The 25,668-nt window shown below is 60.3% G+C and carries 25 protein-coding genes and 2 tRNA genes; 3 read left to right on the top strand and 24 right to left on the bottom strand.

The window, feature by feature from the left end:
• Positions 1 to 23 precede the first annotated feature (23 nt).
• Entirely contained in the window at positions 24 to 626 is a 603-nt protein-coding gene (locus DWY03_RS01705) for a Type 1 glutamine amidotransferase-like domain-containing protein (RefSeq protein ID WP_117820266.1), read from the top strand.
• A 115-nt stretch (positions 627 to 741) separates the two neighbouring features.
• Here the strand turns inward: DWY03_RS01705 and DWY03_RS01700 are convergent, their stop codons facing one another.
• From DWY03_RS01700 to ftsH, 3 genes are all read right to left on the bottom strand, one after another.
• On the bottom strand, positions 742 to 930 hold the full coding sequence (locus DWY03_RS01700) for an IS3 family transposase (protein WP_099431656.1): 189 nt from the start codon (positions 928 to 930) through the stop codon (positions 742 to 744).
• A gap of 245 nt (positions 931 to 1,175) precedes the next feature.
• Entirely contained in the window at positions 1,176 to 1,637 is a 462-nt protein-coding gene (locus tag DWY03_RS01690; protein WP_117820267.1) for a DUF523 domain-containing protein, read from the bottom strand.
• Positions 1,638 to 1,713: 76 nt separating this feature from the next.
• Positions 1,714 to 3,606 (bottom strand): ATP-dependent zinc metalloprotease FtsH, encoded by a 1,893-nt coding sequence (gene ftsH, locus DWY03_RS01685; protein WP_187361833.1) that lies wholly within the window; start codon positions 3,604 to 3,606, stop codon positions 1,714 to 1,716.
• A gap of 92 nt (positions 3,607 to 3,698) precedes the next feature.
• Here ftsH and DWY03_RS01680 point away from each other — a divergent pair, with 92 nt between their 5' ends.
• Positions 3,699 to 4,184 (top strand): cob(I)yrinic acid a,c-diamide adenosyltransferase, encoded by a 486-nt coding sequence (locus tag DWY03_RS01680; RefSeq protein ID WP_117757590.1) that lies wholly within the window; start codon positions 3,699 to 3,701, stop codon positions 4,182 to 4,184.
• Positions 4,185 to 4,255: 71 nt separating this feature from the next.
• Here DWY03_RS01680 and DWY03_RS01675 read toward each other — a convergent pair whose 3' ends face one another.
• From DWY03_RS01675 to thyA, 5 genes are all read right to left on the bottom strand, one after another.
• Entirely contained in the window at positions 4,256 to 5,026 is a 771-nt protein-coding gene (locus DWY03_RS01675) for a transposase (RefSeq protein ID WP_117820268.1), read from the bottom strand.
• A 309-nt stretch (positions 5,027 to 5,335) separates the two neighbouring features.
• Complete coding sequence (locus tag DWY03_RS01670) at positions 5,336 to 6,685, bottom strand: MATE family efflux transporter (RefSeq protein WP_117820269.1); 1,350 nt, start codon at positions 6,683 to 6,685, stop codon at positions 5,336 to 5,338.
• A gap of 125 nt (positions 6,686 to 6,810) precedes the next feature.
• Entirely contained in the window at positions 6,811 to 7,725 is a 915-nt protein-coding gene (locus tag DWY03_RS01665) for an RNA methyltransferase (protein WP_117798127.1), read from the bottom strand.
• 109 nt (positions 7,726 to 7,834) lie between these two features.
• The gene (locus tag DWY03_RS01660; protein ID WP_117820270.1) at positions 7,835 to 8,353 is read right to left on the bottom strand and encodes a dihydrofolate reductase; all 519 of its coding nucleotides are present in this window, start codon (positions 8,351 to 8,353) and stop codon (positions 7,835 to 7,837) included.
• A 9-nt stretch (positions 8,354 to 8,362) separates the two neighbouring features.
• Entirely contained in the window at positions 8,363 to 9,211 is an 849-nt protein-coding gene (gene thyA, locus DWY03_RS01655; RefSeq protein ID WP_117629294.1) for a thymidylate synthase, read from the bottom strand.
• Positions 9,212 to 9,377: 166 nt separating this feature from the next.
• Here thyA and DWY03_RS01650 point away from each other — a divergent pair, with 166 nt between their 5' ends.
• Positions 9,378 to 10,142, top strand: a complete 765-nt coding sequence (locus DWY03_RS01650; protein WP_117820271.1) for a NifB/NifX family molybdenum-iron cluster-binding protein — start codon at positions 9,378 to 9,380, stop codon at positions 10,140 to 10,142.
• 120 nt (positions 10,143 to 10,262) lie between these two features.
• Here DWY03_RS01650 and ffh read toward each other — a convergent pair whose 3' ends face one another.
• From ffh to DWY03_RS01570, 16 genes are all read right to left on the bottom strand, one after another.
• Positions 10,263 to 11,738, bottom strand: a complete 1,476-nt coding sequence (gene ffh, locus DWY03_RS01645) for a signal recognition particle protein (protein ID WP_117629292.1) — start codon at positions 11,736 to 11,738, stop codon at positions 10,263 to 10,265.
• Positions 11,739 to 11,748: 10 nt separating this feature from the next.
• The gene (ftsY, locus tag DWY03_RS01640) at positions 11,749 to 12,666 is read right to left on the bottom strand and encodes a signal recognition particle-docking protein FtsY (RefSeq protein ID WP_117820272.1); all 918 of its coding nucleotides are present in this window, start codon (positions 12,664 to 12,666) and stop codon (positions 11,749 to 11,751) included.
• Complete coding sequence (gene smc, locus DWY03_RS01635) at positions 12,666 to 16,202, bottom strand: chromosome segregation protein SMC (protein WP_117820273.1); 3,537 nt, start codon at positions 16,200 to 16,202, stop codon at positions 12,666 to 12,668. The genes ftsY and smc overlap by 1 nt, the downstream gene beginning before the upstream one ends.
• Positions 16,203 to 16,212: 10 nt before the next feature.
• Complete coding sequence (gene rnc, locus DWY03_RS01630; RefSeq protein WP_117820274.1) at positions 16,213 to 16,938, bottom strand: ribonuclease III; 726 nt, start codon at positions 16,936 to 16,938, stop codon at positions 16,213 to 16,215.
• A 3-nt stretch (positions 16,939 to 16,941) separates the two neighbouring features.
• On the bottom strand, positions 16,942 to 17,184 hold the full coding sequence (locus DWY03_RS01625) for an acyl carrier protein (protein WP_055309519.1): 243 nt from the start codon (positions 17,182 to 17,184) through the stop codon (positions 16,942 to 16,944).
• Between the two features lie 124 nt (positions 17,185 to 17,308).
• Positions 17,309 to 18,328, bottom strand: a complete 1,020-nt coding sequence (gene plsX, locus DWY03_RS01620) for a phosphate acyltransferase PlsX (RefSeq protein ID WP_117820275.1) — start codon at positions 18,326 to 18,328, stop codon at positions 17,309 to 17,311.
• Between the two features lie 87 nt (positions 18,329 to 18,415).
• Positions 18,416 to 18,595, bottom strand: coding sequence for a 50S ribosomal protein L32 (gene rpmF / locus DWY03_RS01615; RefSeq protein WP_022094017.1), 180 nt, complete (start codon positions 18,593 to 18,595; stop codon positions 18,416 to 18,418).
• Between the two features lie 64 nt (positions 18,596 to 18,659).
• Positions 18,660 to 19,214: a DUF177 domain-containing protein gene (locus tag DWY03_RS01610; RefSeq protein WP_055309521.1), complete on the bottom strand. Its 555-nt coding sequence runs from the start codon at positions 19,212 to 19,214 to the stop codon at positions 18,660 to 18,662.
• Complete coding sequence (locus DWY03_RS01605; RefSeq protein ID WP_040358176.1) at positions 19,214 to 19,711, bottom strand: ATPase; 498 nt, start codon at positions 19,709 to 19,711, stop codon at positions 19,214 to 19,216. Before DWY03_RS01605 ends, DWY03_RS01610 begins: the two co-directional genes overlap by 1 nt.
• A 68-nt stretch (positions 19,712 to 19,779) precedes the next feature.
• Positions 19,780 to 20,277 carry a pantetheine-phosphate adenylyltransferase gene (gene coaD, locus DWY03_RS01600; RefSeq protein WP_117564151.1) on the bottom strand — a complete coding sequence of 166 codons (498 nt, stop codon included), beginning with the start codon at positions 20,275 to 20,277 and terminating at the stop codon, positions 19,780 to 19,782.
• Entirely contained in the window at positions 20,270 to 20,926 is a 657-nt protein-coding gene (rsmD, locus tag DWY03_RS01595; protein ID WP_117839767.1) for a 16S rRNA (guanine(966)-N(2))-methyltransferase RsmD, read from the bottom strand. The genes coaD and rsmD overlap by 8 nt, the downstream gene beginning before the upstream one ends.
• Positions 20,923 to 23,100: an ATP-dependent DNA helicase RecG gene (gene recG / locus DWY03_RS01590; RefSeq protein WP_117839766.1), complete on the bottom strand. Its 2,178-nt coding sequence runs from the start codon at positions 23,098 to 23,100 to the stop codon at positions 20,923 to 20,925. The genes rsmD and recG overlap by 4 nt, the downstream gene beginning before the upstream one ends.
• A gap of 10 nt (positions 23,101 to 23,110) precedes the next feature.
• Positions 23,111 to 24,772: a DAK2 domain-containing protein gene (locus DWY03_RS01585; protein ID WP_117839765.1), complete on the bottom strand. Its 1,662-nt coding sequence runs from the start codon at positions 24,770 to 24,772 to the stop codon at positions 23,111 to 23,113.
• 27 nt (positions 24,773 to 24,799) lie between these two features.
• Positions 24,800 to 25,189 carry an Asp23/Gls24 family envelope stress response protein gene (locus tag DWY03_RS01580; RefSeq protein WP_187361832.1) on the bottom strand — a complete coding sequence of 130 codons (390 nt, stop codon included), beginning with the start codon at positions 25,187 to 25,189 and terminating at the stop codon, positions 24,800 to 24,802.
• A gap of 161 nt (positions 25,190 to 25,350) precedes the next feature.
• Positions 25,351 to 25,425: transfer RNA gene (locus DWY03_RS01575), tRNA-Asn, on the bottom strand.
• A gap of 34 nt (positions 25,426 to 25,459) precedes the next feature.
• Positions 25,460 to 25,534 (bottom strand) — tRNA-Asn (locus tag DWY03_RS01570).
• Positions 25,535 to 25,668 lie beyond the last annotated feature (134 nt).

Here is a 25,668-nt window from a genome sequence, read left to right as displayed (position 1 = left end):
AATTTATATATAGGAGAATATTGATGAAACTGTTTTTATGTTCTCACTTTTCAAGTGTAGGAAGTCTGGTAAAGGAAGAAATTGAAAATAAAAAAGTCGCATTTATTCCAACAGCTTCGCTGCGTGAAGGCTACACCGGTTATGTCGGCTCGGCTCGAAAATTATTCAAAAAGTTGGGAGCAATCGTAACTGAAATTGATATTTCAACGGAGGCTTATTCAACGATACAGTCTCTTTTTGAAGATTCAGATGTGATCTATTTTACCGGCAGAAATTCTTTTTTCCTTATAGACCAGCTCCGTAAAACGGGAACGGATGAGCTGTTGAAGAAAGAATTGGAAAAGGGAAAACTGATGATTGGTGAATCGGCAGGTGCGATTGTATGCGCTCCAAGCATCCAATATATCGAGCAAATGGATGAAAAGCCGGAGGACTACTCACAAGAAGATGATTCAGGGCTTAATTTGATTGATTTCTATGTTCTTCCGCATTTTCTTACAGCACCATTTAAGAAAGTTACCGAGAAAATAATGACTGAGTTTTCGGATTTGAATCTATGCCCAATTAACAACCGTCAGGGAATTGTAATTGATGGTGAAGGTTCAAAGGTAATTTGCAAAGACTAATTTGAAAATTCCAGTTTGCTGTACTCGTTCCTAGCAGGGTTAGGGGCAGGCACGCCCCAACAAGAAGCTGTCCCAAAGGGGCAAGAATGGGGACTGCGGACGATTTCTTGGACCGTTACGCGGCCCTTCCCAGCGCGGAGCGGAACTCGGCCGGCGTGCGGCCACCGAGCGCATCGCTGCGCCTCTCCGTATTGTATCGACCGATCCAGCCCCCGAGCTCCTCGATGAAGCGGGCGGGGGTCCAGTCCGACCAGTCCCTGCCGTGCCAGAACTCCTTCTTGAGCAGGCCGAAGAAGCCCTCCATCGCCGCGTTGTCCGGGCTTCAGCCCTTGGCGGACTGAATTGGCTACACTGATGTGGACAATTCCAGGAGGGGCGCAAGAGACGGGAGGGCCGTGTACGCGTTCCTGCGCGAGAGCCGCGGGGAGGGGCTGCCTGGGTACGTGCCTGTCAACTCGGTCTACGTCTTTGATGACCGGGTCGTACTCAATATAAACTTCACGGATGATGCCAAAACGGTCACCCGTGAGGAAGTGTTGGGTTCGAGTGCTATGGACAATGTTCCAGTATGCTGGGGTCGAACTCACTTGCGGGAATCACACGATACCCGTGGTGCAGCAGTAGGTCGACAAAAACACCGTTGCCCGCAGTGAGCGTACCGCTGAACGTTCCGTCGTAGATGCGACCCGCACCGCACGAGGGACTACGATCTTGAAGGATGCACGCAGCGATTTCGGACGGGCCGCCCGCCTGCTCGCACATATCGAGTGCGCGCTCTGCGCCCAGGCGAAACTCGCGATCGATCGAGACGCCCTCGCAGGTACGGACCTCGCCGTTCACAATCTCGGACGGCTTGCGCGGCGTGGGCAGGCCGCCAAAGACCTCAGGGCACACCAAGAGTACCTCGGTCCCCGTGCATTCGCACGCTTCGACCAGCTCGCGATGGTAGTTATCGAGCCCGTTATACTTGCAGCTCTCGCCCATCAAGCAGGCACTTACCACGATTTTCATATTCAACTCTCCCCACGCAAAACGCCCCATTTGAGATGGACACTCAAATGGGGCGATAGACACTGCGCAACCAGTATTACTGCTGCTTTGGCATCAGCGGATTCTCGCGCGTGAGGAGATTCATGAACTCCTCGCCCGTGATCGTCTCCTTCTTGTACAGATAACGAGCCAGCTCATGGAGCTTAAACTTGTTCTCCTTGAGGATCTGCAGAGCGCGGTCGTGCGCATCCTCGATCAGCTTGGCGACTATCGCGTCCACGCGTTCGGCCGTACCGGGGGCGCAGGTGAGCGACGTATCCTGGTTGAGGTACGCATTCTGAACGGTACCAAGCGCCATCATGCCAAACTCATCGGACATGCCAAAGCGCGTCACCATGTTGCGGGCGAGCTTGGTGGCCTGCTCGATATCGTTGGCGGCACCGGTCGTCATCTCGCCAAAGATAAGCTCCTCGGCTGCACGGCCACCGCAATAGACAGCGAGCTTGTCCAGGACTTCCTGGCGCGTGGTCAGGAAGCGCTCATCCTCCTCGACCTGCATGGTGTAGCCCAGAGCACCGCTCGTACGCGGCACGATGGTGATCTTGGTAACCGGCGCAGAACCCTTCTGGCGGGCGGCAACGATGGCATGGCCGATCTCGTGATAGGACACGACCTGTTTCTCGTGGTCGGACAGAACCGTGGACTTACGCTGCTGGCCGGCGATGACGACCTCCACCGACTCCTCAAAGTCATCCTGAGTCGCGCGCTTGCGACCCTCGCGGACGGCACGCAGCGCGCCCTCGTTGATGATGTTGGCCAGGTCGGCGCCCGAGGCACCGGGCGTGGCGCGGGCAATCGCGGTCAGGTCGATCGGCGGCTCCGTCTTCACGCTCTTTGCATGCAGCTCGAGGATGTTCTTACGTCCGGTCAGGTCGGGCAGCTCAACGGGGATGCGACGGTCAAAACGACCGGGGCGCAGCAGGGCCGGGTCAAGGCTGTCGGGACGGTTGGTAGCAGCAAGAACGACGATACCCTTGTGGTTATCGAAGCCGTCCATCTCGGTCAACAGCTGGTTGAGCGTCTGTTCGCGCTCGTCGTTGCCACTAAAGCCGCCGCCATCGCGCTTCTTACCGATGGTATCGATCTCGTCGATAAACACGATGCACGGGGCCTTTTCCTTGGCCTGCTTAAACAGATCGCGAACCTTAGCGGCGCCGCGGCCAACGAACATCTCAACAAACTCAGAACCAGAAATACTAAAGAACGGCACGCCCGCCTCGCCGGCCACAGCCTTGGCGAGCAGGGTTTTACCGGTACCCGGAGGGCCGACAAGGAGAGCACCGCGTGGCAGTTTGGCGCCGATCTCCTCGTAGCGCTGCGGCTTCTCCAGAAAGTCGACGACCTCCTTGAGGGACTCCTTGGCCTCTTCCTGGCCGGCGACATCCTTAAAGGTCACGCCCACGTCCTTGGAGGCGATCACGCGCGCGCCGGACTTGCCCAGTCCACCGCCGCCAAAACCACCGCCGCCAAAGTTCATCGACGGACCGTCATCACCCATGGCCTTCTTCATGCGGCGGTTGAGCCACCAGCCAATCAGGAAGAAAATCGCCATGGGAAGAATGAGGGTGAGCAGGTAGTAGGTCATCAAACCCGAGTTCTTGTCGGGAACGACCGATTCCAGGGACGCACCGGATTCAAGCACGCGATCGGTAAAACCCGCATCATTCGGCACACCGGTCGTCTTGTAGGCGATGTTCTCGTCCTCGCCCTTCTTGGTGTAATAAATCGTGTAATCGTCCGTGTTGTACTCGACCTTGTTGACGCTCTTCTTATCGAGCGCTTTGACAAACGTCGAGTAATCGGTCTTCGTAATCTGCTGCGTGTGACCGATGTTGGGGAACAGAACGGTCGAGAGCACGAGGTAGACGACGAAGGCGATGAGCACGTAGAGGATCATATTCCGTCTACGTTTGTTGTCATCCATCTCCATCTGCTTGAACTCCATCTACTGGGGTTGATAATGGTTTCTAGAATACCCAACCCGAGCGACGATAAACCGACGCCGGGCACGAAAGGACAGAGATGGCATCACTGGAAGTCGGCAAGGTTCAGATCTACACGGGCGACGGAAAGGGCAAAACCACGGCCGCCTTGGGGCTGGCTTTGCGTGCCACAGGTTATGGTCTCAACGTACTCATGCTGCAGTTTGCCAAGAAGCTGCACTGCGCCGAACACGATGCCGCGCCGCGCCTGGGACTGCGCATTGTGCAGGCCGATCGCGACACGCCCGAGGCTTGCGCCGCGCAGATCATGGAGCTCGCACGCGAGCAGATTAGCCAGGTAGACATGCTGATCTTGGATGAGCTGGGAGAAGCCATGCGCCGAGGCTTTGTGACGCGCGAAGATGTCGAAGCGTTGATCGCAATGAAACCGACCACCACAGAGCTCGTGCTCACCGGCCGCGGCTTGCTGCCCCTCGCCGACCTTGCCGACCTAGTAACCGAAATGCGTCCCATCAAACACTACTTCGACGAAGGCCTCCTAGCCCGCCAAGGCATCGAATACTAATCCGGCACTTGGGGACGTTTCTTTTTTGCCGGCAGTTGGGGACACTCCTGCGCCGTCACCTATCCAGTAACCTAAATCTTCTTCCAACCTGCCGTACCAGAAACAACAGACGTACGACCAATGCCAACGACCCTCACTATTTGATTAATCGTGAGACCCGCTCTTCTCAATTTGCAGAGAATGGGCTTCCGCTCAGATGGTTTCATGGAAGCAAGCTCGGGAAGTGATATAGGGGCGGCAACGCTTTTGGCGACCTCAAGAGCCTCATCATCCAGGATGCGTGGTCGAGGCTCAGCATCGTAGGGCGCTTGGTCAATTCGATCGGCAAGATAGTGACGATACTCAAGAGATCCACCCACGAGATCTAGAACAATCCCGGGGTCACAGAATCCAAATCCATCATAACCGTAAGCATACGCTCGGTAACTGGACCAACGATATGTATCAACGGCGGAAATGCCTGCCTTGACCGGATTCATATGAATATAGTCGGCAAGCGAAATTGCTTGTACATCATTCTCGACCGGAATATTAGTAAATCTATCTTGGAACAAGTGCCCAACTCGATCTGTTTTGCGATTGAAATACATCGCATACGAGGTAAGAACGCCGCTCATGCACGAAGATATCTTCTCATGATGATCGTCGACCATAAGATGGAAATGATTCGACATGAGACACCATGCTGTAACGCCAACGCCATTACCGACAAGTTTATCCTCGAACAGCGTAAGCATCCGATAGCGATCTTCATCGTCTTCGAAGATGCAGATGCCGCCATTACCGCGTGCGATTATGTGGTTATAGCCTGTTAACGAAACGACTCTACCCGTTCTTGGCATATCGCCCTCCCATCACAAACCCACCGGGCAACATCTGATAGGCGCGGACGATCTAATTTGCTAAGCCCGTTTTGACAGTTTACAGGGCACGACAAACAGAGTCTCCGAAAAAGGCGAAATTACTTCCCAAGGAGTGTCCCAAAGTGCCGGCAGAAAAGGAACGTCCCTATGTGCCGGCAGAAAAGGAACGTCCCTATGTGCCGGCAGAAAAGGAACGTCCCCAAGTGCCGGCTAGGCGGTGGCGCGGCCTAGCCAGTTCCCAAGTGCCGGCTAGGCAGTGGCGCGGCCTAGCCAGTTCCCAAGTGCCGGCTAGGCAGTGGCGCGGCCTAGCCAGTTGCCGCTGTGGTGGTAGATGGTGAACATCGTGGCGGTTATTACCCAGGTTACGGGGTAGACCAGCAGCAGATGCTCGAGCGAGGGGTCGAGCGGCATAATCGCGAACACCCACGCCACGCGGAGCACGACCGTGCCGAATATCGTGAGCATCATAGGCTGGAAGCTCACGCCAGCGCCGCGGATGGAGCCGGACGCGTTTTCGATAATCGAGAAGATCGCGTAGAACGGCGCGATGAAATGAAGAATCGTCGTGGTGTAGGCCGAAATTGCGGCATCGTCGATAAACAGACGCGAAAGCGGGCCCGAGAATACCAGCAGCACGGCAGACAGGCCACCGATAAGCACAAATGAAAGCACGAGCGACGTGTGGTATCCCTTTCGCATGCGATCGTAATTGCGCGCACCAAAGTTCTGCGCCGAGAACGTAGTAATCGACACACCAAGCGCCTCGGTCACCATCCAGATAATGCCGTCCAGGCGACCGGAAAGACCCCAAGCGGTCGTGACATCGGCTCCAAACGAGTTGACCGACACCTGAATCAAGACGTTGGAGATCGAATACGCCGCCGATTGAAAACCAAGCGGCAAACCGCACGAAAGCATGCTCTTGCAAATGCCGCGATCGATGCCGAGCTTAGAGAGCGACAGGCGCCACGCGCCCGGAGCGCGCATCATGCGAATCACAATCATCGTGGCATTGGAGCAAATGGTCAGCGCCACAGCGATACCGCAGCCCAGGGCCTCCATATGCAGCACGGCGACAAAAATGATATCCAGTACCACGTTCACGAGGCAGCCGGAGGCAATGATCACGGCAGGGCCACGCGTATCACCCACGGCGCGCAGCAGCGCGGTGCCCATATTGAGCAGCAGCGCCGCAAACATGGCGGCAAAGTAGCAACGGGCATACGCCACACCCTCGGCCAGCAGCTCATGCGGTGTATTCATCAGCACAAGCATCGGCTCGACAAACACCATGCCCAGAATGGAAATGACAATGCCGCCCACCAGCGCGAGCGTCATGGCCGTATGGACCGATCGGCTCAAGCGCTCGTCATCGTGCTGACCAAAAAACTGGCCGGTAATAACGGCACATCCAGCACCAACACCGACGCAAAAACCAATGCAGAGCTCCGTAAGCACCATCGTGGCCTGAATGCCACCCAGCGCGAGCTTGCCGCCAAACTGACCGACGATATAGGTACCGATAAGCGTGTATGCCTGCTGAAAGAACGAACTAAAGAAGATGGGGACGCACAGCGACAGCAGCTGCTGCCAAATAACGCCCTGCGTTACATCGATAGCCGTAGATTTCTTAGCCACACGCCCTCCCCACCAGCGTACGTCAAACAACAAAACGGCACTTTAAAACGAAAGCCAAAACCAGCTTAGCACCGACCGACGTCGGCCGAAACGTCCCGAACCAGAGCCCGGTGCGAAATATCTGCCTAGTGATACAGCCCCGGCTGGTAGTGGTACTCGTTGCTCACATGCGGGCACAGTTGCCAAAAGGCGACGGCACTCGCAGCGGCAACGTTGAGTGAATCGACCCCGTGCGCCATCGGAATGCGCGCGGCTCGGTCGCAGCCGGCAATGGTCTTGGTGCCCAAGCCGGCACCCTCGGTACCCATAAAGATCGCTAGGCGGTCAATCTCCTGCAGCACGGGATCGTCCAGCGACACCGAATCATCCGTCAACGCCATGGCGGCACACGAAAAGCCGGCATCGTGCAGCGCCGCCAGCCCATCATGCGGCCATACGCGCGCCTCGCTGCCAATGCGCGTCCAGGGCACCTGGAACACCGTGCCCATGCTCACGCGGGCCGAGCGACGGTACAGCGGGTCACAGCAAGTGGGGCTCACCAAAATGCCATCGACGTTCAGCGCAGCCGCCGAGCGGAAAATCGCGCCGACATTGGTGTGGTCGACAATGCCCTCGAGCACGCACACGCGCACCGGGCGCTCACCCGCCGCCTCGACGACGCCACTCAAGAACTCGGCTACCGGAATCTGGCGTGGACGACGGAATGCCGCGAGCGCACCGCGCGTCACGTTAAAACCCGTCAGCTGCTCCATGAGCTCCATGGAGGCAACGAACACAGGAACCGGACCCGCGCCCTCGCGCACAACCAGGCGCTCAAACAGCGGCATCATCTGATCGAGCCAGCGTTCGCCCAAAAGAAAGCTCACCGGCTCGTATCCGGCGCGAACCGCACGCTCGATGACCTTGGCGCTCTCGGCGATAAAAATGCCCTTCTGCGGCTCCAGCACGCAGCGAAGCTCACGCTCGGTCAGTCGCACGTAGGCATCGAGCCGCTCGTCCTCGAGCGAATCGATTCGCAGCACCTCAACGGCATCAGTCATAGCAGCCAGCCCGCACCCTTCTTTACAGCACATCTATACCAAACGAGGCGACGCTAAGCGCCGCCCCATGCACTCAATCAACCCGATGATACCGTTCACGCCAGGCGATTTATGCCTCAACGCGACGATACGTCACGAACTCATAATCGACACCCTCGTCACCCTCGCCCGAGGCAATCGTGGCAACCCCGCCACGCCGCGCAATCTCCCACGCGGGATCGGCGTCCAAGTCGGGAAAGTACGTGTCCACGGGATGGACGCAGTGGTCATGCGTGACCTCGGCCTCCACGCAGTACGGCAAAAACTGACGATACACCTCGCCACCGCCGATCACCCACGCAACGGGCTCATCGGCAACCACGGCGAGCGCTTCGTCGACGCTATGCACCACGTCGACGCCCTCGGCAGCAAAGCTCTCGTCACGCGTGAGCACGATATTGCGGCGGTTCTTGAGCGGACGCCCACCGGGAAAACTCAGCAGGGTCTTGCGTCCCATAATAACCGGGCACCCTTTGGTGCACGCCACAAAATGGCGCATGTCGGCGCGATTGGACACCACCATGTCGCCCTCGCACCCAATGCCCCAATCGTCACACACGGCGACGATGGCAGATAGCTTACACGTCATGAGCACCACCTACACCGCAATGGGAATGTTCTTGACCTGCGGGCCGTGCTCGTAGCCCTCCACGATCAGGTCATCGGTCGTAAACGCATAGAAATCGTGCACGTCGGGGTTAAGCGTTACCTTAGGCGCCGCAAACTGCGGACGCTCGATAAGTTCGCGGACGATATCGACATGACGATCGTAAATGTGGGCATCGGCAATCACATGTAGCAGCTCGCCGGGAATCATATCGACCGATTGCGCGACCATCATCAGCAAGATGGCGTACTGGCACACATTCCAGTTGTTCGCGGCCAAAATGTCCTGGCTGCGCTGGTTGAGAATCATGTTGAGTGTGGGCTTATCGTCCTGCGGGCGCTGCGTCACGTTATAGGTCACGCTGTAGGCGCACGGATACAGGTGCATCTCGGACAGGTCGCTAAACACGTAGGTGTTGGTCATGATGCGGCGGCTGTACGGCGTGTTCTTAAGGTCGTACAGCACGCGGTCCATCTGGTCAAAGTCACCCTCGGCATAATGGCTTTTCTGCCCAATCTGGTACCCGTAGGCCTTGCCGATGGAGCCAGTCTCGTCGGCCCACTCATCCCAAATATGGCTGTTGAGGTCGTGGACGTTATTTGACTTCTTTTGATAGATCCACAGAATCTCGTCCATGGCAGACTTAAGCGCCGTGCGACGCAGGGTGAGCGCGGGAAACTCCTCACGCAGGTCGTAGCGAGCCGTAACGCCAAAGTTTTTAATGGTATAGGCAGGGGTGCCGTCCTCCCACACCGGTCGGACCTTTTGGCCCTCGGTGGTGGTGCCATGGTCCAAGATATCGCGGCACATGGTTACAAACTGTTGATCAGCCTTGCTCATTGACCCTCCTGTCAGTCGCCTATAAGCGAAATTCATTGTAGCCCAGGCGCACGCGACCCCACAGCCAAAACATAAGCCCTCATTTTCTGACATATGCCAAAAATGCCTTGCACGGTTCCGCTCGCGCGTTATCTTATTGTTGACATATGTCAGATTTGGAGGGTGTATGGCAGGAAGACGCGAGAAACTACGCCGCGTAGGGATCATCCCCGAATATCGCGGTTTTACCCCCGACGGCCTTGCCAGCGGAGATGCCATCGACATGACGGTCGACGAGCTCGAGGTCCTGCGCCTATGCGACCTGGAAGGCCTCAATCAGGAGGAAGTCGCCCAGTGCATGGGCATTGCCCGCGCCACTGTGGCGGCAATCTGCAGCCGCGCACATCGCAAGGTGGCAAACGCGCTGGTCAATGGACGGTCGATCGTCATCGAAGGCGGCAATATCGCATACTCCCCCATCACCACGACGACGGCCGCATGGCCAGCAAAGGAGGTCGGCACCATGAGGGTGGCAACGACGTACGACAACGGCAACATCTTTATGCACTTTGGCCGCAGCGAGCAGTTCAAGATCTATGACATCCAGGACGGCAAGGTGCTCAACGAGCAGGTCGTGGACACCGGCGGCACCGGCCACGGTGCCCTTGCGGGCCTGCTCGCCAACGGCGGCGTGGACACGCTCATCTGCGGCGGCATCGGCGGTGGCGCTATCAACGCGCTTGCCCAAGCCGGCATCACAGTATACGCAGGTGCCCAGGGCAGCTGCGACGCTTGCGTCGAGGCCCTCATTGCCGGCACGCTCGCGCAGACCGGCGAGGCCACCTGCGACTGCCATGGCCACGGCCACGACCACACTCACGAGCATGGCGATTCCTGCAGCTGCCACGGCCATCACGAGCACGAGGGCCACGAGGGCTGCGGCTGCCACTAACGGCACGGCACCGCGAGCTCGGGGCGCGATACTGAACGCAGCCCAACTATCAAAGCCAACAACAAAGGCCACCCGGTAGCTTCCGAGTGGCCTTTGCCATATCAAGCTGGAATTACAGCTCTATTTCTTATTACGCATCTGCGCTTCCATCTGGCGCAGCAGCTCCATATCGGACTTGGGACCGCCCGTACCCAGGCCGCCCATGCTGCCCAGACCCATAGCGTCCAGGCCAGGGATATTGGGCATGCGCATCTTCTTGCCCTTCTTGCCCTTTTTGCCCTTCTTGCCGCCGGCCTGCGCCTGATTGGCCATCGTGCGCATGCGTCCCATCATCTTGTTCATCTCGCCCCACTGCTTCATAAGGCTGTTGACCTCGGTGGGGGTCACGCCGGCGCCCTTGGCAATGCGGGCGCGACGCTGGCCGTTGATGATGGAGGGGCGCAGGCGTTCCTCCTTGGTCATCGACATAATGATGGCCTCGTTCTTGTCGAAGATGCCCTCGTCCAAGTTGCCGCCCATCTGGTTGAGCGCGCGCTGGCCACCGGGGAGCATGCCGAGAATGCCCTTCATGCCGCCCATCTTCTTAACGGCTTTCATCTGGTCGAGCATGTCGTTCATGGTAAAGCCCTCGCGCAGCATGCGCTCGGCGGCCTCGAGCTGCTCGGCATCGGCGGCCTCCTGGGCCTTCTCGATGATGCCGACGACGTCGCCCATGCCCAAGATTCGCTTGGCCATACGGTCGGGGTAGAACGGCTCCAGCGAATCGGGCTTCTCGCCCATGCTCACGAACTTGATGGGCTTGCCGGTCACCTGGCGCACGGAAAGCGCGCCGCCACCACGGGCATCGCCGTCGAGCTTGGAGATGATCACGCCGTCAAAGTCGGTGCGCTCGGCGAAGGTCGAGACGACGTTGACGATATCCTGGCCGGTCATGGCATCGACGACCATCAGCACCTGATCGGGCTTGACGGCCTTCTTGATGTCCACGGCTTCCTGCATCATCTGCTCGTCGATCTGCAAACGACCGGCGGTATCGACGATGACCACGTCACGCAGGTGGTCGACGGCCTCCTGAATAGCGCCCTTGGCGATGTCGACCGGGTGTGCACCGTCGCCGCGGAAGACCGGCACGCCGATCTCTCCGCCAAGCGTGGCTAGCTGGTCGGCTGCGGCGGGACGGTAGACGTCGCACGCGGCGAGCAGCGGCGAGCGGCCCTGCTTCTTGAGCAGGTAGGCCAGCTTTACGGCCGCCGTGGTCTTACCGGAGCCCTGCAGGCCCACGAGCATGATGACATTAGGAATGCGGTTACTAAAAACGAGCTTACTCTCGGTGGAGCCGAGCATCTCGGTAAGCTCGTCGAGCACGATCTTGACGACGTTTTGCGCCGGCGACAGCGACTCCATGACCTCGGCGGTCATGCAGCGCTCCTTGGTCTTGGCGACGAACTCCTTGACAACCTTAAAGTTGACGTCGGCCTCGAGCAGCGCCATGCGAATGTCGCGCATGGCCGAGGTGATGTCGGCCTCGGTCAGCTTACCCTTGCCGCGCAGGCGGTCAAATGTGTCATTGAGGCGATCGCTCAGAGAATCAAACACTAGTCACTCCTTAATTGGACTCGCCCACCAGGGCGCGGCAGAAATCTTTGGCATTGAACTCCTGTAGGTCATCGACCTGCTCGCCCACGCCCACGCGCAGAATCGGGAGCTTGAGCTTCTCGGCCACGGCCATGGCGATGCCGCCCTTTGCCGTACCGTCGAGCTTCGTCATGATGATACCGTCCAGACCCAGCGCCTCGTTAAACTCGAGCGCCTGGTTCAGACCGTTCTGGCCGGTGGCGGCATCGATCACGAGCACGACCGAGACGGGCATGGGGCCGGCGGCCATATTGGCGGCGCGCTTACGCGTCACGTTAACCACCTTGGCAAGCTCGCGCATGAGCTCGGGGCTCGTGTGCAGGCGGCCGGCGGTGTCGATCAGCACCAGGTCGCTGCCGCGCCTGTCGGCCTCGTCGAGCACGTCGTAACAAACGCTCGCCGGGTCAGAGCCGCGATCGCGCTTGATGACGGGGACGCCGGCGCGCTGACCCCACACATCGAGCTGCTCGATGGCGGCGGCGCGGAAGGTATCGGCAGAACCGATCACGACATTCTTGCCGCGGGCGGCCATGGCGCTCGCGATCTTGCCGACCGTCGTGGTCTTGCCGGCGCCGTTAATGCCTACAAACAGCACGCAGCTCGGCGTGTCGGAGAACGGATCGCGCTCGGCGGGCACAAAATGCTGCTCGAGCTGCTCAGCCAGGGCACGACGGAGCTGCGGGGCGGTCTTGAGGTTCTTCTTGGCGGCCGTCTCGCGCAGGTCATCGGAGACCTGAATGGCGACCTCGGCACCCATGTCACCCATAACGAGGGTGTCCTCAAGGTCCTCCCAAAAGTCCTCGTCGACCTCGCCGCCAAAGTAGAAGACCTCGTTGAGGGCCTCGCGGCTGCGCTCAAGTCCGCGCGAGAGAGCGTCAAAGAATCCCATTATGCATTCACGACCTTTCCGGTTTCGCGATCGAGTTTTTGCGAGACGACGCGACTGACGCCGTCGGCTTGCATCGAGACACCGTAGAGAACGTCAGCATCCTCCATAGTACGGCGCTGATGCGAAATGACCAAGAGCTGCGTATCGGAACGCAACACGTCGAGCGCGCCGATGAGCTTGGACAGGTTGGCGTCGTCAAGTGCCGCCTCGACCTCGTCCAGCACATAGAACGGCACCGTGCGCGTGCGGTACACGGCAAAGAGCAGGGCGAGTGCCGTCAGACTCTTCTCGCCGCCAGACATGAGCATCATCTTGGTGATGCGCTTGCCGCGCGGCTGCGCCACGACCTCGATACCCGTCTCGGCCGGATGCTCAGGATCGGTCATCTCCAGATGAGCCTGGCCACCCGGGAACAGCATAGCGAAGATCTCGCGGAAGTTCGCGTCGACCTTCTCAAACGTCACAAGGAACGCCTTGCGCATCTTGCGATCAATAGCCACCGCGATCTTGGTGAGCGCCTTACGCGCGCTCTCCAGATCGGCCAGCTGCCCCTCGATGTAATCGGCGCGGCGCTTGAGCTGCTCGTACTCCTCCATGGCAACTTGGTTCACGGGACCAAGGTTGTTGATCTGGCGCACAAGCTGGTTGAGCTCGCGCTCGGCGGCATCGCGGTCCGTGGGCGCGGGAAGCATGAGCGCTTCCTCGAGTACCGTGTTGCCATCGGCGGTAATGGCCTTAATGGCGGCCTCTACCTGCACCTCGAGCTTGCCACGCGCGACCTTAAACTCGTTTTGCGTGGCGGTGGCAGTATCGACCTTCTCCTTAGCGCGGGCAACCTCTGCCTTGGCATCCTCGATGGTCTTCTTGAGCGAAGCGGAGTCCGCCTCCTCCAGAGAGGCCTGGTCGCGCAGACGCGCTGCCCAATCCGACGCGCGCTCCAGCAGGGCCGAATAGCGCTCGTGCATGGGATCGACGCGCAGGCGCAGCAGCTCGAGTGAGCGCGAGGCCTGGCGTGTTCCGCGGATACGGCGGTCGATGCCCTCCAGGCGATGCTCCAGATCGGGTACTCGGCCCTTCAGAGAACGAAGGCGCTCGCTCGTCTGGGCCAGGCGGACCTTGGCATCAGCAAGCTTACCGGCGGCCTCGGAATCGTCACGGCGAACGCGGTCGAGTTCGTCGTTGGCTTCGGCAATCTGAAGGCCAAGATCGCTTGCCTGCGCTCGGGCCTCGTCACGCGAGCGGGTGAGCTCGTCCACGCGCGGGCGCGCAGCGCGAACGGCCTCGGCGGCCTGCTCGCGGCGCTTGGAGATGCGCACGCGCTCGACCTCGGCGTTGTTGGCGCTTTGCTCCAGGCGGCCAATCTCGGAGAGCAGCGAGCGGCGCTCGCCCTCAAGACGGGCGATCTCGCCGGCGGCATCGCCCTCAGCGGCACGCGCCTCTTCGACGGCCGCATTGGCCTCGACGACCTGATCCGAAACATGCTCAAACACAGCAGCCAGATCGGGTTCCAGGCCCTCCAGCTCGCGAATGCGACGCTTGCGCTCCAAAGCACCCGAAGCCTCGCCGGCGTCGAGCCCCACACGCACCAGGCCGCCGCAGGCGACGCGGGCACCATCGGGGGTCACGTAAATCACGCCGTCAACGACCGGCGCCGACAGCGCGGCAGCAAGATCGTCCACGACGTAATAACCGCCGAGCAGCGCCTCGACAACCGGGCCATAGCCGGCGCGTACGGACAGGCGATCGACCAGGCGGGAACCGGCAGCGCCCTTAGCGGCAGCAGAGGCGCTCACACCGCGCGCGACCAGCAGCGCCTCGCCCGAGGCCTTCTTCTGGTCCAGAGCGGCACGACCGGCACGCTCAAGCGCGGACGCATCGTCGAACAGCAGCGCATCGATATCGCCGGCGAGCAATTGCTCAACCAGGCCCTCAAGCTCACGCGGGGCCTCGAGCACGTCGCCCAGACGACCCGAGACATCGTCGCCCAGCGCACCCATCAGACGGCTCACCAGCGGCGAGCTGTCAGCCATGCGGGCATCGAGCTTCTTTTGGCTGGCAAGCTCCGAGCGCACCTCGGACAGTTTGTTGCGCGCCTCGCTCTCGCGGGCACGCAGGTCCTTAAGGGCTGCACGGGCGACCTCGGTAGCCTCGCGAGCATCAATCTGGGCTTGACGGGCCTGATCAAGTGCACTGTCGAGCTCCTCAGCGCGGTCGCGACGGCTCTCGAGTGAGGCCGTGACTTCCTCGAGCTGCTCGTCGATCTGCTCCAGGCGTGAGGCGTACATGTTGTCCTCGACCTCGGCGTTGCTCAGCGAGTCCTTCACCTTGGCGAGTTCGAGCGCCGCGTTATCGGCCACACGCTGCACATCGCGTTGCTCACGCGTAAGCTGCGAAATCTGATTGTCGAGCGCCACGCGCCGCTCGTGGAGCTGAGCGGCGGCAGGACCAGCGGCGTCAACGTCCTCCTGGGCCTGCATGTGCGCGCCGGTCACTTCCTCAAGCTGCGCACGCGCGTCCTCGAGCTCCTCTACCACGCGACGACGCTGATGCTCGGAGCTCGAGATCTGGCCGCGCATGTCGGACAGGCGCGACACCATGTTGTGGCCCTTTTCCTCGAGCAGGCGCATATCGGAGTTAATGCGGCCGACCACGTCTTGCATATGGCGGCGCTGCTCGCCCAGATCGCCCACAAACAGGCCCTTTTCCTCGAGCATGACCTGGAGCTTCTCGAGCTCGCGTTCCTTTTCGCCCAAGCGGTACTGCGCAAGCTCCAGCTCGGCGGCACCTTCCTTGGAGCGGCTCTCCAGGTCGTTCCACTGCGACTGCAGCGAACGCAGCTCGTCGACGGCTAGCATCTGCGTAAGCTCGTTCGCGCGCGAGGAAAGCTCTTTGTACTTGCGCGCGCGATCGACCTGACGCTCCAGGGGTCGCAGCTGACGGGCGATTTCCTTATTGATGTCGCGGGCACGCGTCAAGTGCTCGTCCATCGACTTAATCTTTTTGAGCGCACGCTCCTTGCGGCGCTTGTGCTTGGAGATGCCGGCAGCCTCCTCGATGAGGGCACGGCGCTCCTCGGGGCGGCTCTGCAAAATGGCGTCGAGCTTGCCCTGGCTGATGATGGAATGCGTATCCTTACCCAGACCCGAATCGTGCAGGATGTCCTGAATGTCCATCAGGCGGCACGGACTCGAGTTGATGAGGTACTCGCTTTCGCCCGAGCGATACATACGACGGGTGATGGCGACCTCGTCAAAGTCGACGGGCAGCATATGGTCCGAGTTATCGAGCACCAGCGTGACCTCGGCGACACCCACCGGCTTGCGCGCTGACGAGCCCGAGAAGATGACATCCTCCATGGCCTGGCCGCGCAGCTGCTTGGCGCTCTGCTCGCCCAGGACCCACAGAATCGAGTCAGAGATGTTCGATTTTCCCGAGCCGTTGGGACCGACGATGACGGTCAGGCCCGGCTCAAACGTCATATGGGCGCGGTCGGCAAACGACTTGAACCCTTTGAGCGTGAGGGACTTGAGATACACGGTTCCTCGCTTAAACAGGCTTCTTGTTGAGAATCACGCCGTTGGTGGTGTAGCCCATGCGGTCAAGTGCCTCGAGTGCAGCGGCTCCCTCGGCTTCCTTCTTTGAGGAGCCGGAGCCGCGACCCTGGCGAATACCATCGATCAACACCACGGCGGTAAAGGTGGGCGCATGCGCAGGGCCCTTGGAGCCGACCAGCTTGTACGCGGGAGGCTCGTGGCCGTCGGCCTGCACGCACTCCTGCAAAAACGACTTGGGGTTTGCAGGATGCTCGGCACGCTCGGAAGCCAAATGCGGCTTGAGCGTACGGTGGATAAACTCCGCCGCGGCATCCCAGCCGGCGTCCAGATACAGCGCGCCCACGAGCGACTCGTAGACGTTCTCGAGCGCCGAGTGCAGGCCGCGCGCGCCGGTACCGGTCTCGGAGGCACCAAAGATGATGATGTCATCGATACCCAGCTCGTGCGACACCTCGGACAGCGTGGCGCCCGAGACAAGGGACACCTTCAGGCGCGTGAGCTTGCCCTCGTCAAACTCCGGATAGGACACAAACAGGGAGCGTGCGACAACGGCGCCCAAAATGGAATCACCCAAGAACTCAAGGCGCTCGTAGCTTGCCGAGACTGGCTGGCCTTCGACGGCCGAAGGATGCGTAAGGGCCGCGCGCAGCAGCACCTTGTCATTGAACTCGTGGCCCAGAATCTCCTGGGCGCGCGTAAGTCGTTCGGATAAAGCCAAGACCTAAGCCTCCCTGGCGTTTTCGATCGCGTCGACGGCGTCGGCGACAGAGTTGAGCGAGAGCAGGGTCTCGTCATCGATCTCGAGATTGAACTCGTCCTCGATAGCCGTAACCAGTTGCAGGCGCTCGAGCGAGTTGGCATCGAGGTCGTCAAAGGTGGTCTCATCGCTAATTTCGGCAACATCGACGCCCAGAACGTCAGCAGCGACCTCGGCGATCTTGTCGAAGATTTCGGAGCGGTCCATAGCGCTTCCTCTCATAGTGCATGAATACCAAAAGAATGGTACCGCCCGGGCGGTACCAAGACACGGTTCTGATTCTACCCCACGAAGCAGGCCGCGAGGCACATAACAGCGCTCTAACTCGCTCTTACAAAACGATGCCGTCCATGGAGTTGGCGACGTTCTCGACCAGCCCCGCGCGCACGGCTTCGGCCGCCGCGAGCGTACCGTTTTTAACAGCCTCGACCGAGGTGGCGCCATGGCCGATTAGGACCACGCCACGCAGGCCCAAAAGAATCGCGCCGCCCTTGGCATCACCAGAGAGCTTGGCCTTAATCCCGCGCATCTGCTTTTTGATGAGCAGCGCGGCGATCTTGGTGCCGAGCGAGGCCATAAAGGCGCCCTTGAGCTCCTGCAGCAAAAACTTGGCAGCGCCCTCGGTGGCCTTGAGCGCAATATTGCCCGACATGCCGTCGGCGACCACGACGTCAAAATTGCCCGACGTAAGATCGGTGCCTTCGCAGTTACCCACAAAGCCGGGAACGGCGGCTTTCATGGCCGGGAAGCAGGCCTTGGTAAAGTTGGAGCCCTTCTCGTCCTCGGTGCCATTGGCGAGCAGACCTACGCGAGGATGGTCAACGCCCAAGACGACGCGGGCATAGGCGCTGCCCATCTGCGCAAAGCGCACCATATCGTCCACCTCAACATCGGGGTTGGCGCCCATATCGCACAGCACCGTCAGACCGCCGGCGCGATTGGGTAGCGCATTGGTCAGACAGGGACGTACCGGCTGCTTCTTGCCTTCGGCCTGATACCTAAACGGCGTCACATAGGCGGTGGCAGCAGCAGTCATGGCACCGGTCGAGCCGGCAGAGAAGAACGCGTCCGCATTTCCCTTCTTGATGGCGCGGCAGGCAAGCACGATCGAGGACTTACGCTTGGTCATCACGGCGCGAATGGGATCGTCATCCATGGCGATAACGTCGGGTGCCTCAAGGGCCTCAACACGTGCATGGGAAGCAGCAAAGGGATTAACGATTTCAGCGGGGCCAGCTGCCAAGACCTCGATATCGGGATCGGCGGCAAGCGCAGCCTCGATACCATCGAGAACAACCTGAGGTTTCTCGTCTCCGCCCACAACGTCTACACAAACGCGAACGTTACTCATATACATGCTCCTTATACAAAAATGGCCGACTCATTGAGCCGGCCATTGTGGTTCCATTTGGAACGGCATCGCATCCAGAGTATAGCGTTACTCGGTAACGATAACCTCGCGGTCCTTGTAGAAACCGCAGCTGGGGCACACGTGGTGCGGAAGCTTGACAGCGCCGCAACGGGGGCACGTGGACTGAGCCGCAGCCGAGATCTTCATGTTGGCGGAACGACGGGTGTGAGTGCGGATACGACCCTGCTTTTGTTTAGGTACGGGCATAGTGACCTTCCTTATGAACTATCCAGTGTGGCGATTACGCGCAAGTAGCGATACTACCACAGTTTTACTCATCGAGCTTGAGATTCTTCAATGCTGCAAATGGATTTTCCGTGGCAGCGGCCCATTCTGCCTCTGCCTGAGCGGCACAATCGCATTGCTCGACGTTGAGATTGCAACCGCAAGTGGGACACAGACCGCGGCAATCAGGCTTGCAGAGCACCACAAACGGCGTGTCCATGACGACCGCGTCGTTGATGGGCTCACCCAGATCGACGATGCGGTCCTCACCCAGGAGCTCGTAGCCGTCCTCGTAGGCCTCGGGATCCTCGGGCTCCTCAAAGAGGTAGAACTCCTCGATCTCGCCGGCGATATCAAACGAGGCGGGCTCCAAGCAACGGTCGCACTCGCCGGTGGCGTGCGCGCGGACCATGCCCGTGAGCAAGACACCGGTACCGGCATTGGTAAAGACAACGTCGTAGTCGATGCCGTCCTGCAGCTGGTACTCCTTCTCGCCCACCGTGTAGGTGGCGACATCGACCTTACCGGTCAGCGGATACGAATCTCCAGGAAACTCGAGCTGCTCAGAAAGATCGACGGTAACGCTCGGGAACTCAGCCATTACCACTGACCATTCTGCTGGGCGGCACCCTCGTTGAGCTGCTGACGGCAACGGGTAACGGTGCCGGTCAGGCTCTTGAGGTTCTCCTCCAGGTGCGTAAAGACCTGCTCTGCGTAGTCCTCGGCAGCATAACGCGTCTCGCGCTCGTACTGCTGGGCACGATCGCGGATGTCGTCGGCCTGCTGCTGCGCTAAGCGGACGATCTCCTGCTCACCGGCAATGGTGAGGGCCTGCTGCTGAGCGTCGGCGATGATGGAATCGGCCTGGGCGGCGGCGGAAGCCATAAGCTCCTCGCGCTCCTTAAGGATACGGCGGGACTTCTGCCACTCCTCGGGATAGCTCATGCGGATCTCGTCGAGGATGTTGAAGAACACGTCGGCGTCGATGACCTTGAACTGAGCGTTCTTGCCGAAAGGCGGCTTGGCTTCCTCGATCAGCCCTTCGAGCTCATCGACCAAGCTGACGATCCTATCGCCAGGAAAATTCTCGCCCGGCATCCGGTCTCCTTTCATAGGTAACATATCATCGTGCTAGTTTACCACATGCCACCAGGCAATAAAAAACGTCACGAAAAGCGATGTCTGAGCGCTTCGACCACGTTGGGCGGAACAAACGTCGATACATCGCTGCCGAGCGAGGCGATCTGGCGAACGACCGAGCTCGAGATATAGCCGTACTGCGGCGCACTCATGACAAAGATGGACTCCAGCTCGTTATCCAAGCGGTAGTTGAGGTCTGCCTGCTGCAGCTCGTACTCAAAGTCGGTCATGGCGCGCAGGCCCTTGACAACGGCCCCCGCCCCCTGCTCGCGAGCGAAGTCGACCAAGAGGCCGGTAAAGGGCAGGACCTCGACGCCGTCGATATCACCGAGCGCCTCGCGAGCCAGCGCCACGCGCTCATCGAGCATAAACGTGGTACCCACACCGTTTTTACCCTGCGACTCGGCAACAGCGACGATCACACTGGGAAAGATGCGGCGGGCGCGGCGGATGACGTCGATATGGCCAAACGTGATGGGATCGAAGGTGCCCGGGACGATCACGCGGTTGATGGTGTCATTCATGGTCGTCCTCCTGAAACGTCGTGGCATCGTTGTTGTGAGCATCGGTGCCAGCGCAATCTTCCTCACCATCGTCATCGCCGACCCAACGAAGCAGGTCGACCGAGGTAATGCCGTAGCGTTTCTCGCGCACGATCTCAAAGCCTGCCGAATGCGCGCCCGCATCGGCGGCGGCATGCTCAAACAGGGCATAAGCGCCAGGTGCAAGCAGACCCTGCTGAGCCAGGTTCTGCAGCAGCACCTCGACCGGCTCGGCGCCAAAAGCATAGGGCGGGTCGAGCAGGACCAGATCAAAGGGGCCGCCCGGCACACGACCGCGCGAGGCACTCACCAGCATATCGCCCGAGACCACGCGCCAACGCGCACGGTCACGACAGAGCGACTCGATATTCTTGGTAATGAGCCGCGCGGCATCCCGATCGATCTCGAACGTCGTGAGTGAGCGGGCACCACGTGAGAGCATCTCTAACCCTAAGGCACCGGAGCCGCCAAAGGCGTCCAGCACGCGGACCTCGTCCAGATCGAAGTCGAATGCCGACATGACCATAGATGCGCATGCCTCGCGCACGCGATCGGTCGTGGGGCGGGTGACATCGCGACCACGGGGCTCCTCGATCTTACGACCGCGCCATTCGCCGCCGATGATTCTCATCCTCCGCTGACCTCCTTAAAAATGTGTCGATATCGCATGGCGACCGCATCGCGCAGGGGGCGCGTCGCCACGGAGTCAAGGTTGCAAGCATACCGCAAGAGCTCGACCGCGTCCAAATGGGCCCACTCGATCAGCTCCTCGTCGGCATCCAGGTCGACAAAGCGCAGAGTCACACCGCCATGCTGGCGGTACCCCAGGATTTCGCCCTCGTGGCGCAGACGAAGGTCCATCTGGGCGAGCGTAAAGCCGTCCGAGGTCTTTTCGAGCGACTGGAGACGGTCTTGCGCCGCCGAAGCGCCGCCGTTGCCCTTGGAGTGCGTCATGACCAGGCAGGTGCCCGACACGCTGCCGCGGCCCACGCGGCCGCGCAGCTGGTGCAGGGCCGCCAAGCCAAAGCGCTCACCGTTCTCGATGACCATGACGGTGGCGTTGGGCACGTCGACGCCCACCTCGACCACCGTAGTCGAGACGAGCACGTCAATCTCGCCGCGCTTGAAGGCATCGATAACCTGGTCCTTCTCCCCCGCTGGCATGCGGCCGTGAAGGCGCTCGATGGCAAGACCCGGCAACGCCAGACGCAGGCGATCGAGCTCGGTCGCCGTATCGTGCAGCGGCACGGGGACCGTCACGCGGCCCTCGCCGTCGCGGGCGATACCGGGCACGTCCTCCAGCTCATCGGCCGAGTCGCTCGGCTCCACGAGCGGGCAAATCACGTAGGCCTGCTGACCCTTTTCATGCGCCTCGCGGATGGCGCCATAGGCAAGGTCGCGGCTCGACTCGGTAAGCACGCGTGTCGTCACGCCAGCGCCAGGGACGGGCCGATGGCGGATGATGCTCGTGTCCAGATCGCCGTAGACCGAAAGCGCCAGCGTACGTGGGATGGGCGTTGCCGTCATAACGAGCAGATCGGCACCGGGGCCCTTCGCGCGCAAGGCATTGCGTTGGCCGACGCCAAACCGGTGCTGCTCATCGATGACTACGAGCGACAAATACTTAAACGCCACGTTATCCGAAAGGACCGCGTGGGTTCCAAAGAGGACGTCGAGCTCTCCCGATTCCAGCTGTGCATGGATGCGCTCGCGCTCTGCGGCCGGCGTGGCACCCGTCAGAAGCGCCCAAGACATGCCGGCCTGCGAGAGCAGAGGGCCGGTCTTATCGGCATATTGACGCGCCAGCACGCCCGTGGGCGCCATAACGCAGGCCTGTGTGCCGCTATCGGCAGCCACAGCCAGCGCGCAGGCGGCAACGGCGGTCTTACCGGTACCGACATCGCCCAGCAGCAGGCGGTTCATCACGCGCCCGCCATCGCACATATCGCGCAGGATGTCTTGGAACGCGGCCTCCTGCTCGTCGCTCAGCGAAAACGGCAGGGCCTGCTTGAGCGCGGCCAGGTGCTCGCCCGCGGCGTGGGCGTAGGGAGCGACTTCGACCAAGACACCGTCGTTGCGCAGGCGCAGCGCCAGCTGCAGGTAGAGGCACTCCTCGTAGGCAAGCCGTGCGCGCGCGATTTCGCGCTCAGCCATGCTCGAGGGAAAGTGGATCGATCGAAGGGCACGGGCATGGCTCATCAGGCGACGTTTAACGCGTAAGCGTGCCGGAATGGGATCAAAGGGATTGCCGACGGCCTCGAGCGCGCCACTTACGATACGGCGCATCCATGCCTGACTCACGCCGTCACTCACGTAATGGACCGGCAGGATAGTGCCCGCGGCGCGCCCTTCCTCAAGCTTTTCAAAGTGCGGCGAGGCCATCTGCTTAAAGCCGTAGGCAAACTCGACCTTACCCATTACGGCTAGGCGGTCGCCCTGCTTAAGCTGCTGGGCAATCCAGGGCTGGCGGAAAAAGGCGACCTGCAGCACGCCCGTCTCGTCAACGAGTGAGACCTCGGTCACCTGCATGCGCGGACGCGGCTGCTTTTGGACGATACGATCGACCGTGGCGATGATGGTACACACGGTACCGATGGGCGCCATCTCGATGGACCAGGAGCGCGTAAAGTCCAGGTATCGATGAGGGATATGGAGAAGGAGGTCCCCCACCGTCCGAATTCCCAGACGGCGAAGGGCCTCCTCACGTTTACCCGAAACATATTTGAGTCGCGCGATATCCTCGTCGAGCGCATTGCTCTGGGCAAAGCGCTCCGAGACGCGCGGCACGGAGCACAGTTCGGACATGGGCAGTTGCCTACTCGATCGAGAAGATCACGGGATAGAGCGGCTGCTCGCCACGATGGGCGTCGATCTCCAGATCGGGCTGAGCCTCCTCGATAGCGTCGACGATCTCCTGGAAGGCCTCATCGGACAGTTCCTCGCCGGCCAGAATCGTCAGCGCGTCGCCCTCCTCTTCCTCCTGCATACGGTTGATGCAATCGAGCGTGACCTGCTTCACGTCGGAGCCGACCACGTCGATGGAGCCGGCAATGATGCCCATGACGTCACCGGAGTGAATTGGCGAACCGTCGGAGGCACTGGAGTCGCGCACGGCGCGGGTGACCTCGCCATCGCGGACCTCGCTGATGGCGTCGACCATAGCGGCGACGGCATCCTCGAGCTCGGAATCGGGCAGGACCGCGAACAGCGCGGAGAAGGCCTGCGGAACGGTCTTGGTGGGAACGACGGCGACCTTCTTGTCGGTGCAGGCAGAGGCAGCGGCCTCGGCGGCCATGCGGATGTTGCCGTTGTTGGGCAGAATGATGACCGAGGTCGCGTTGACCTGGTCGACGGCGCCCAGCAGGTCTGCAGTCGAGGGATTCATGGTCTGGCCACCGGACACGATCACGTCAACGCCGAGGGACTTGAGGATGTCTGCCTCGCCGGAACCGGCGGCAACGGCGACAAAGCCCAGGGCCTTCGCGGGCTCGGCGGCCTTCTCCTGGTCCTCGTGGATCTTGGCGGTACGGTCGTGGGCCTCCATCTCCATGTTGTGGATAAAGACCTCGTAGATCTGGCCAAGCTGCAGCATGTGCTCGAGCACCAGGTTCGGGGTGTTGGAGTGCACGTGGATCTTGTAGTCGGGATATGCGCCCACGAGCAGCTCACAGTCGCCCATGGAACCCAGGAACTTAAGGCACTCGTCCTCGTCAAACGGGGCGTCGGCCTTAAAGAGGAACTCGTTGCAGTAGCGGAACTCCGAGCCCTCCCAATCGTCGTTGGCCTCGATCTCAACGCGGCCAAGAGCGGCATCGCGTGCAGAGCCAGCGGAATCGAACGTAGCGGAGAAATCCTCGACAACGGTGCTGCGACCAAGTGCTGCAGCCACAAAGTTCTCCAAGAAGATGGCAAAGCCGAAGGCGCCGGAGTCGACCACGCCGTTCTCTTTGAGGACGGGCAGCAGGTCGGGCGTGCGAGCGACGGACTGGTAGGCCTCGACGACGATGGCATCGAGCGCGTCCTCGGCCGAGAACTTCTTCTTTTCGCACTCGTCGGCCTTGGTCGAGACATCGCGCAGCACCGTGAGAATCGTGCCCTCGATGGGCTTACGGACGGCCTGGAAGGCGACCTTGACGGCGCGGCGGAAGGCGAAGGCGATGTTGGCGGACGTAATGGGCTCGTCGGCGGAGACAAGGCCCTCGGCCACACCGCGCAGGATCTGCGAGGTAATGACGCCGGAGTTACCGCGGGCGCCCATCAGGGAGCCGTGGGTGATGGCGCCGGCAATGGCCTTCATGTCGGCATCGGCGGGAAGGGCGGAGAGCTCCTTGGTCACCGAGGCGAGCGTGAGCGACATGTTGGTGCCGGTGTCGCCGTCGGGTACGGGGAAGACGTTGAGCTTATTGATCTCCTCGGCCTTGTCAGAAACGGCAGCCGCAGCGATCGGAAAACAGGTGCGAATGGTCTTTGCAATCATGGGTATTTGAATCTCCGTTTTCGGATGCTAGTTCAGACGGCTCTTGAGCGCGTCGATATGGATGCCGATCTTAAGGCTGGCGGGATCGATTTGGGCAATCTCCTGCAGGGTAAAGGCAACGGAGCTCGAAAGGTTGTGGCAGACGGACTTCATGTTGACGCCGTTCTCGAGCACGACGTGAAGATCGACCGTAAGGCCGTTCTCGTCGGCGGAGACAAGCACGCCCTTGCGGAGGCGCTGACCGGCAAGCAGGCGCACGCTCTCGGCGCCTTGGAGCTGCTCAGCCATACCGACGACGCCATAGCACGTCATCGCGGCATAACCGGCAATATCGGCAATAACGTCGTTCGAGACGCTCAGGCTGCCGTTAATGGTCTCAGACACAAGAATCTCCTTATCTGGTGCTCGCGGCACCATGTCGTGGGAGCAATCATTGCAATATTCTACAACGACCGCGCCATGTTGAGGTGGTGGGTCGCGGGATTACATCCTCGACACGAAATGTTGATATGGCAACGTTCGAGTCAAGTGGTCGCGGCATGAAAAAACCCGCCGCATAAGCGACGGGTTTTACAACCTGGCTCCCCGGGTAGGACTCGAACCTACAACAGCGCGGTTAACAGCCGCGTGCTCTACCATTGAGCTACCGAGGAATTTAAAAGCCCAGCGGAATGGGCTGAGAAATTCTGGCTCCCCGGGTAGGACTCGAACCTACAACAGCGCGGTTAACAGCCGCGTGCTCTACCATTGAGCTACCGAGGAATAGGTGCGTGCTCTCAAGCAACGAAGTTTATTATACGGACGAATCAGCTCAGGGCAAGAACTTTTTTAAGAATTTTTCCGACCTAGTCATTGGCCTTGATTATCGACTTCATTCGAACACCTCCCACATTCAT

This window comes from Collinsella sp. AF23-2, assembly GCF_003459245.1.
In the GTDB taxonomy this organism is placed as follows: domain Bacteria; phylum Actinomycetota; class Coriobacteriia; order Coriobacteriales; family Coriobacteriaceae; genus Collinsella.
The sequence above is the reverse complement of the archived record's forward strand: the minus strand, read 5'-3'. Positions and strand labels throughout refer to the sequence as shown.

Bases quoted from the DNA above. Each gene is read 5' to 3' on its own strand.
- DWY03_RS01705 (WP_117820266.1), top strand. From the start codon at position 24: ATGAAACTGTTTTTATGTTCTCACTTTTCAAGTGTAGGAAGTCTGGTA.
- DWY03_RS01700 (WP_099431656.1), bottom strand. From the start codon at position 930: ATGGAGGGCTTCTTCGGCCTGCTCAAGAAGGAGTTCTGGCACGGCAGG.
- DWY03_RS01690 (WP_117820267.1), bottom strand. From the start codon at position 1,637: ATGAAAATCGTGGTAAGTGCCTGCTTGATGGGCGAGAGCTGCAAGTAT.
- ftsH (WP_187361833.1), bottom strand. From the start codon at position 3,606: ATGGAGATGGATGACAACAAACGTAGACGGAATATGATCCTCTACGTG.
- DWY03_RS01680 (WP_117757590.1), top strand. From the start codon at position 3,699: ATGGCATCACTGGAAGTCGGCAAGGTTCAGATCTACACGGGCGACGGA.
- DWY03_RS01675 (WP_117820268.1), bottom strand. From the start codon at position 5,026: ATGCCAAGAACGGGTAGAGTCGTTTCGTTAACAGGCTATAACCACATA.
- DWY03_RS01665 (WP_117798127.1), bottom strand. From the start codon at position 7,725: ATGACTGATGCCGTTGAGGTGCTGCGAATCGATTCGCTCGAGGACGAG.
- DWY03_RS01660 (WP_117820270.1), bottom strand. From the start codon at position 8,353: ATGACGTGTAAGCTATCTGCCATCGTCGCCGTGTGTGACGATTGGGGC.
- thyA (WP_117629294.1), bottom strand. From the start codon at position 9,211: ATGAGCAAGGCTGATCAACAGTTTGTAACCATGTGCCGCGATATCTTG.
- DWY03_RS01650 (WP_117820271.1), top strand. From the start codon at position 9,378: ATGGCAGGAAGACGCGAGAAACTACGCCGCGTAGGGATCATCCCCGAA.
- ftsY (WP_117820272.1), bottom strand. From the start codon at position 12,666: ATGGGATTCTTTGACGCTCTCTCGCGCGGACTTGAGCGCAGCCGCGAG.
- DWY03_RS01625 (WP_055309519.1), bottom strand. From the start codon at position 17,184: ATGGACCGCTCCGAAATCTTCGACAAGATCGCCGAGGTCGCTGCTGAC.
- plsX (WP_117820275.1), bottom strand. From the start codon at position 18,328: ATGAGTAACGTTCGCGTTTGTGTAGACGTTGTGGGCGGAGACGAGAAA.
- rpmF (WP_022094017.1), bottom strand. From the start codon at position 18,595: ATGCCCGTACCTAAACAAAAGCAGGGTCGTATCCGCACTCACACCCGT.
- DWY03_RS01610 (WP_055309521.1), bottom strand. From the start codon at position 19,214: ATGGCTGAGTTCCCGAGCGTTACCGTCGATCTTTCTGAGCAGCTCGAG.
- DWY03_RS01605 (WP_040358176.1), bottom strand. From the start codon at position 19,711: ATGCCGGGCGAGAATTTTCCTGGCGATAGGATCGTCAGCTTGGTCGAT.
- coaD (WP_117564151.1), bottom strand. From the start codon at position 20,277: ATGAATGACACCATCAACCGCGTGATCGTCCCGGGCACCTTCGATCCC.
- rsmD (WP_117839767.1), bottom strand. From the start codon at position 20,926: ATGAGAATCATCGGCGGCGAATGGCGCGGTCGTAAGATCGAGGAGCCC.
- recG (WP_117839766.1), bottom strand. From the start codon at position 23,100: ATGTCCGAACTGTGCTCCGTGCCGCGCGTCTCGGAGCGCTTTGCCCAG.
- DWY03_RS01585 (WP_117839765.1), bottom strand. From the start codon at position 24,772: ATGATTGCAAAGACCATTCGCACCTGTTTTCCGATCGCTGCGGCTGCC.
- DWY03_RS01580 (WP_187361832.1), bottom strand. From the start codon at position 25,189: ATGGTGCCGCGAGCACCAGATAAGGAGATTCTTGTGTCTGAGACCATT.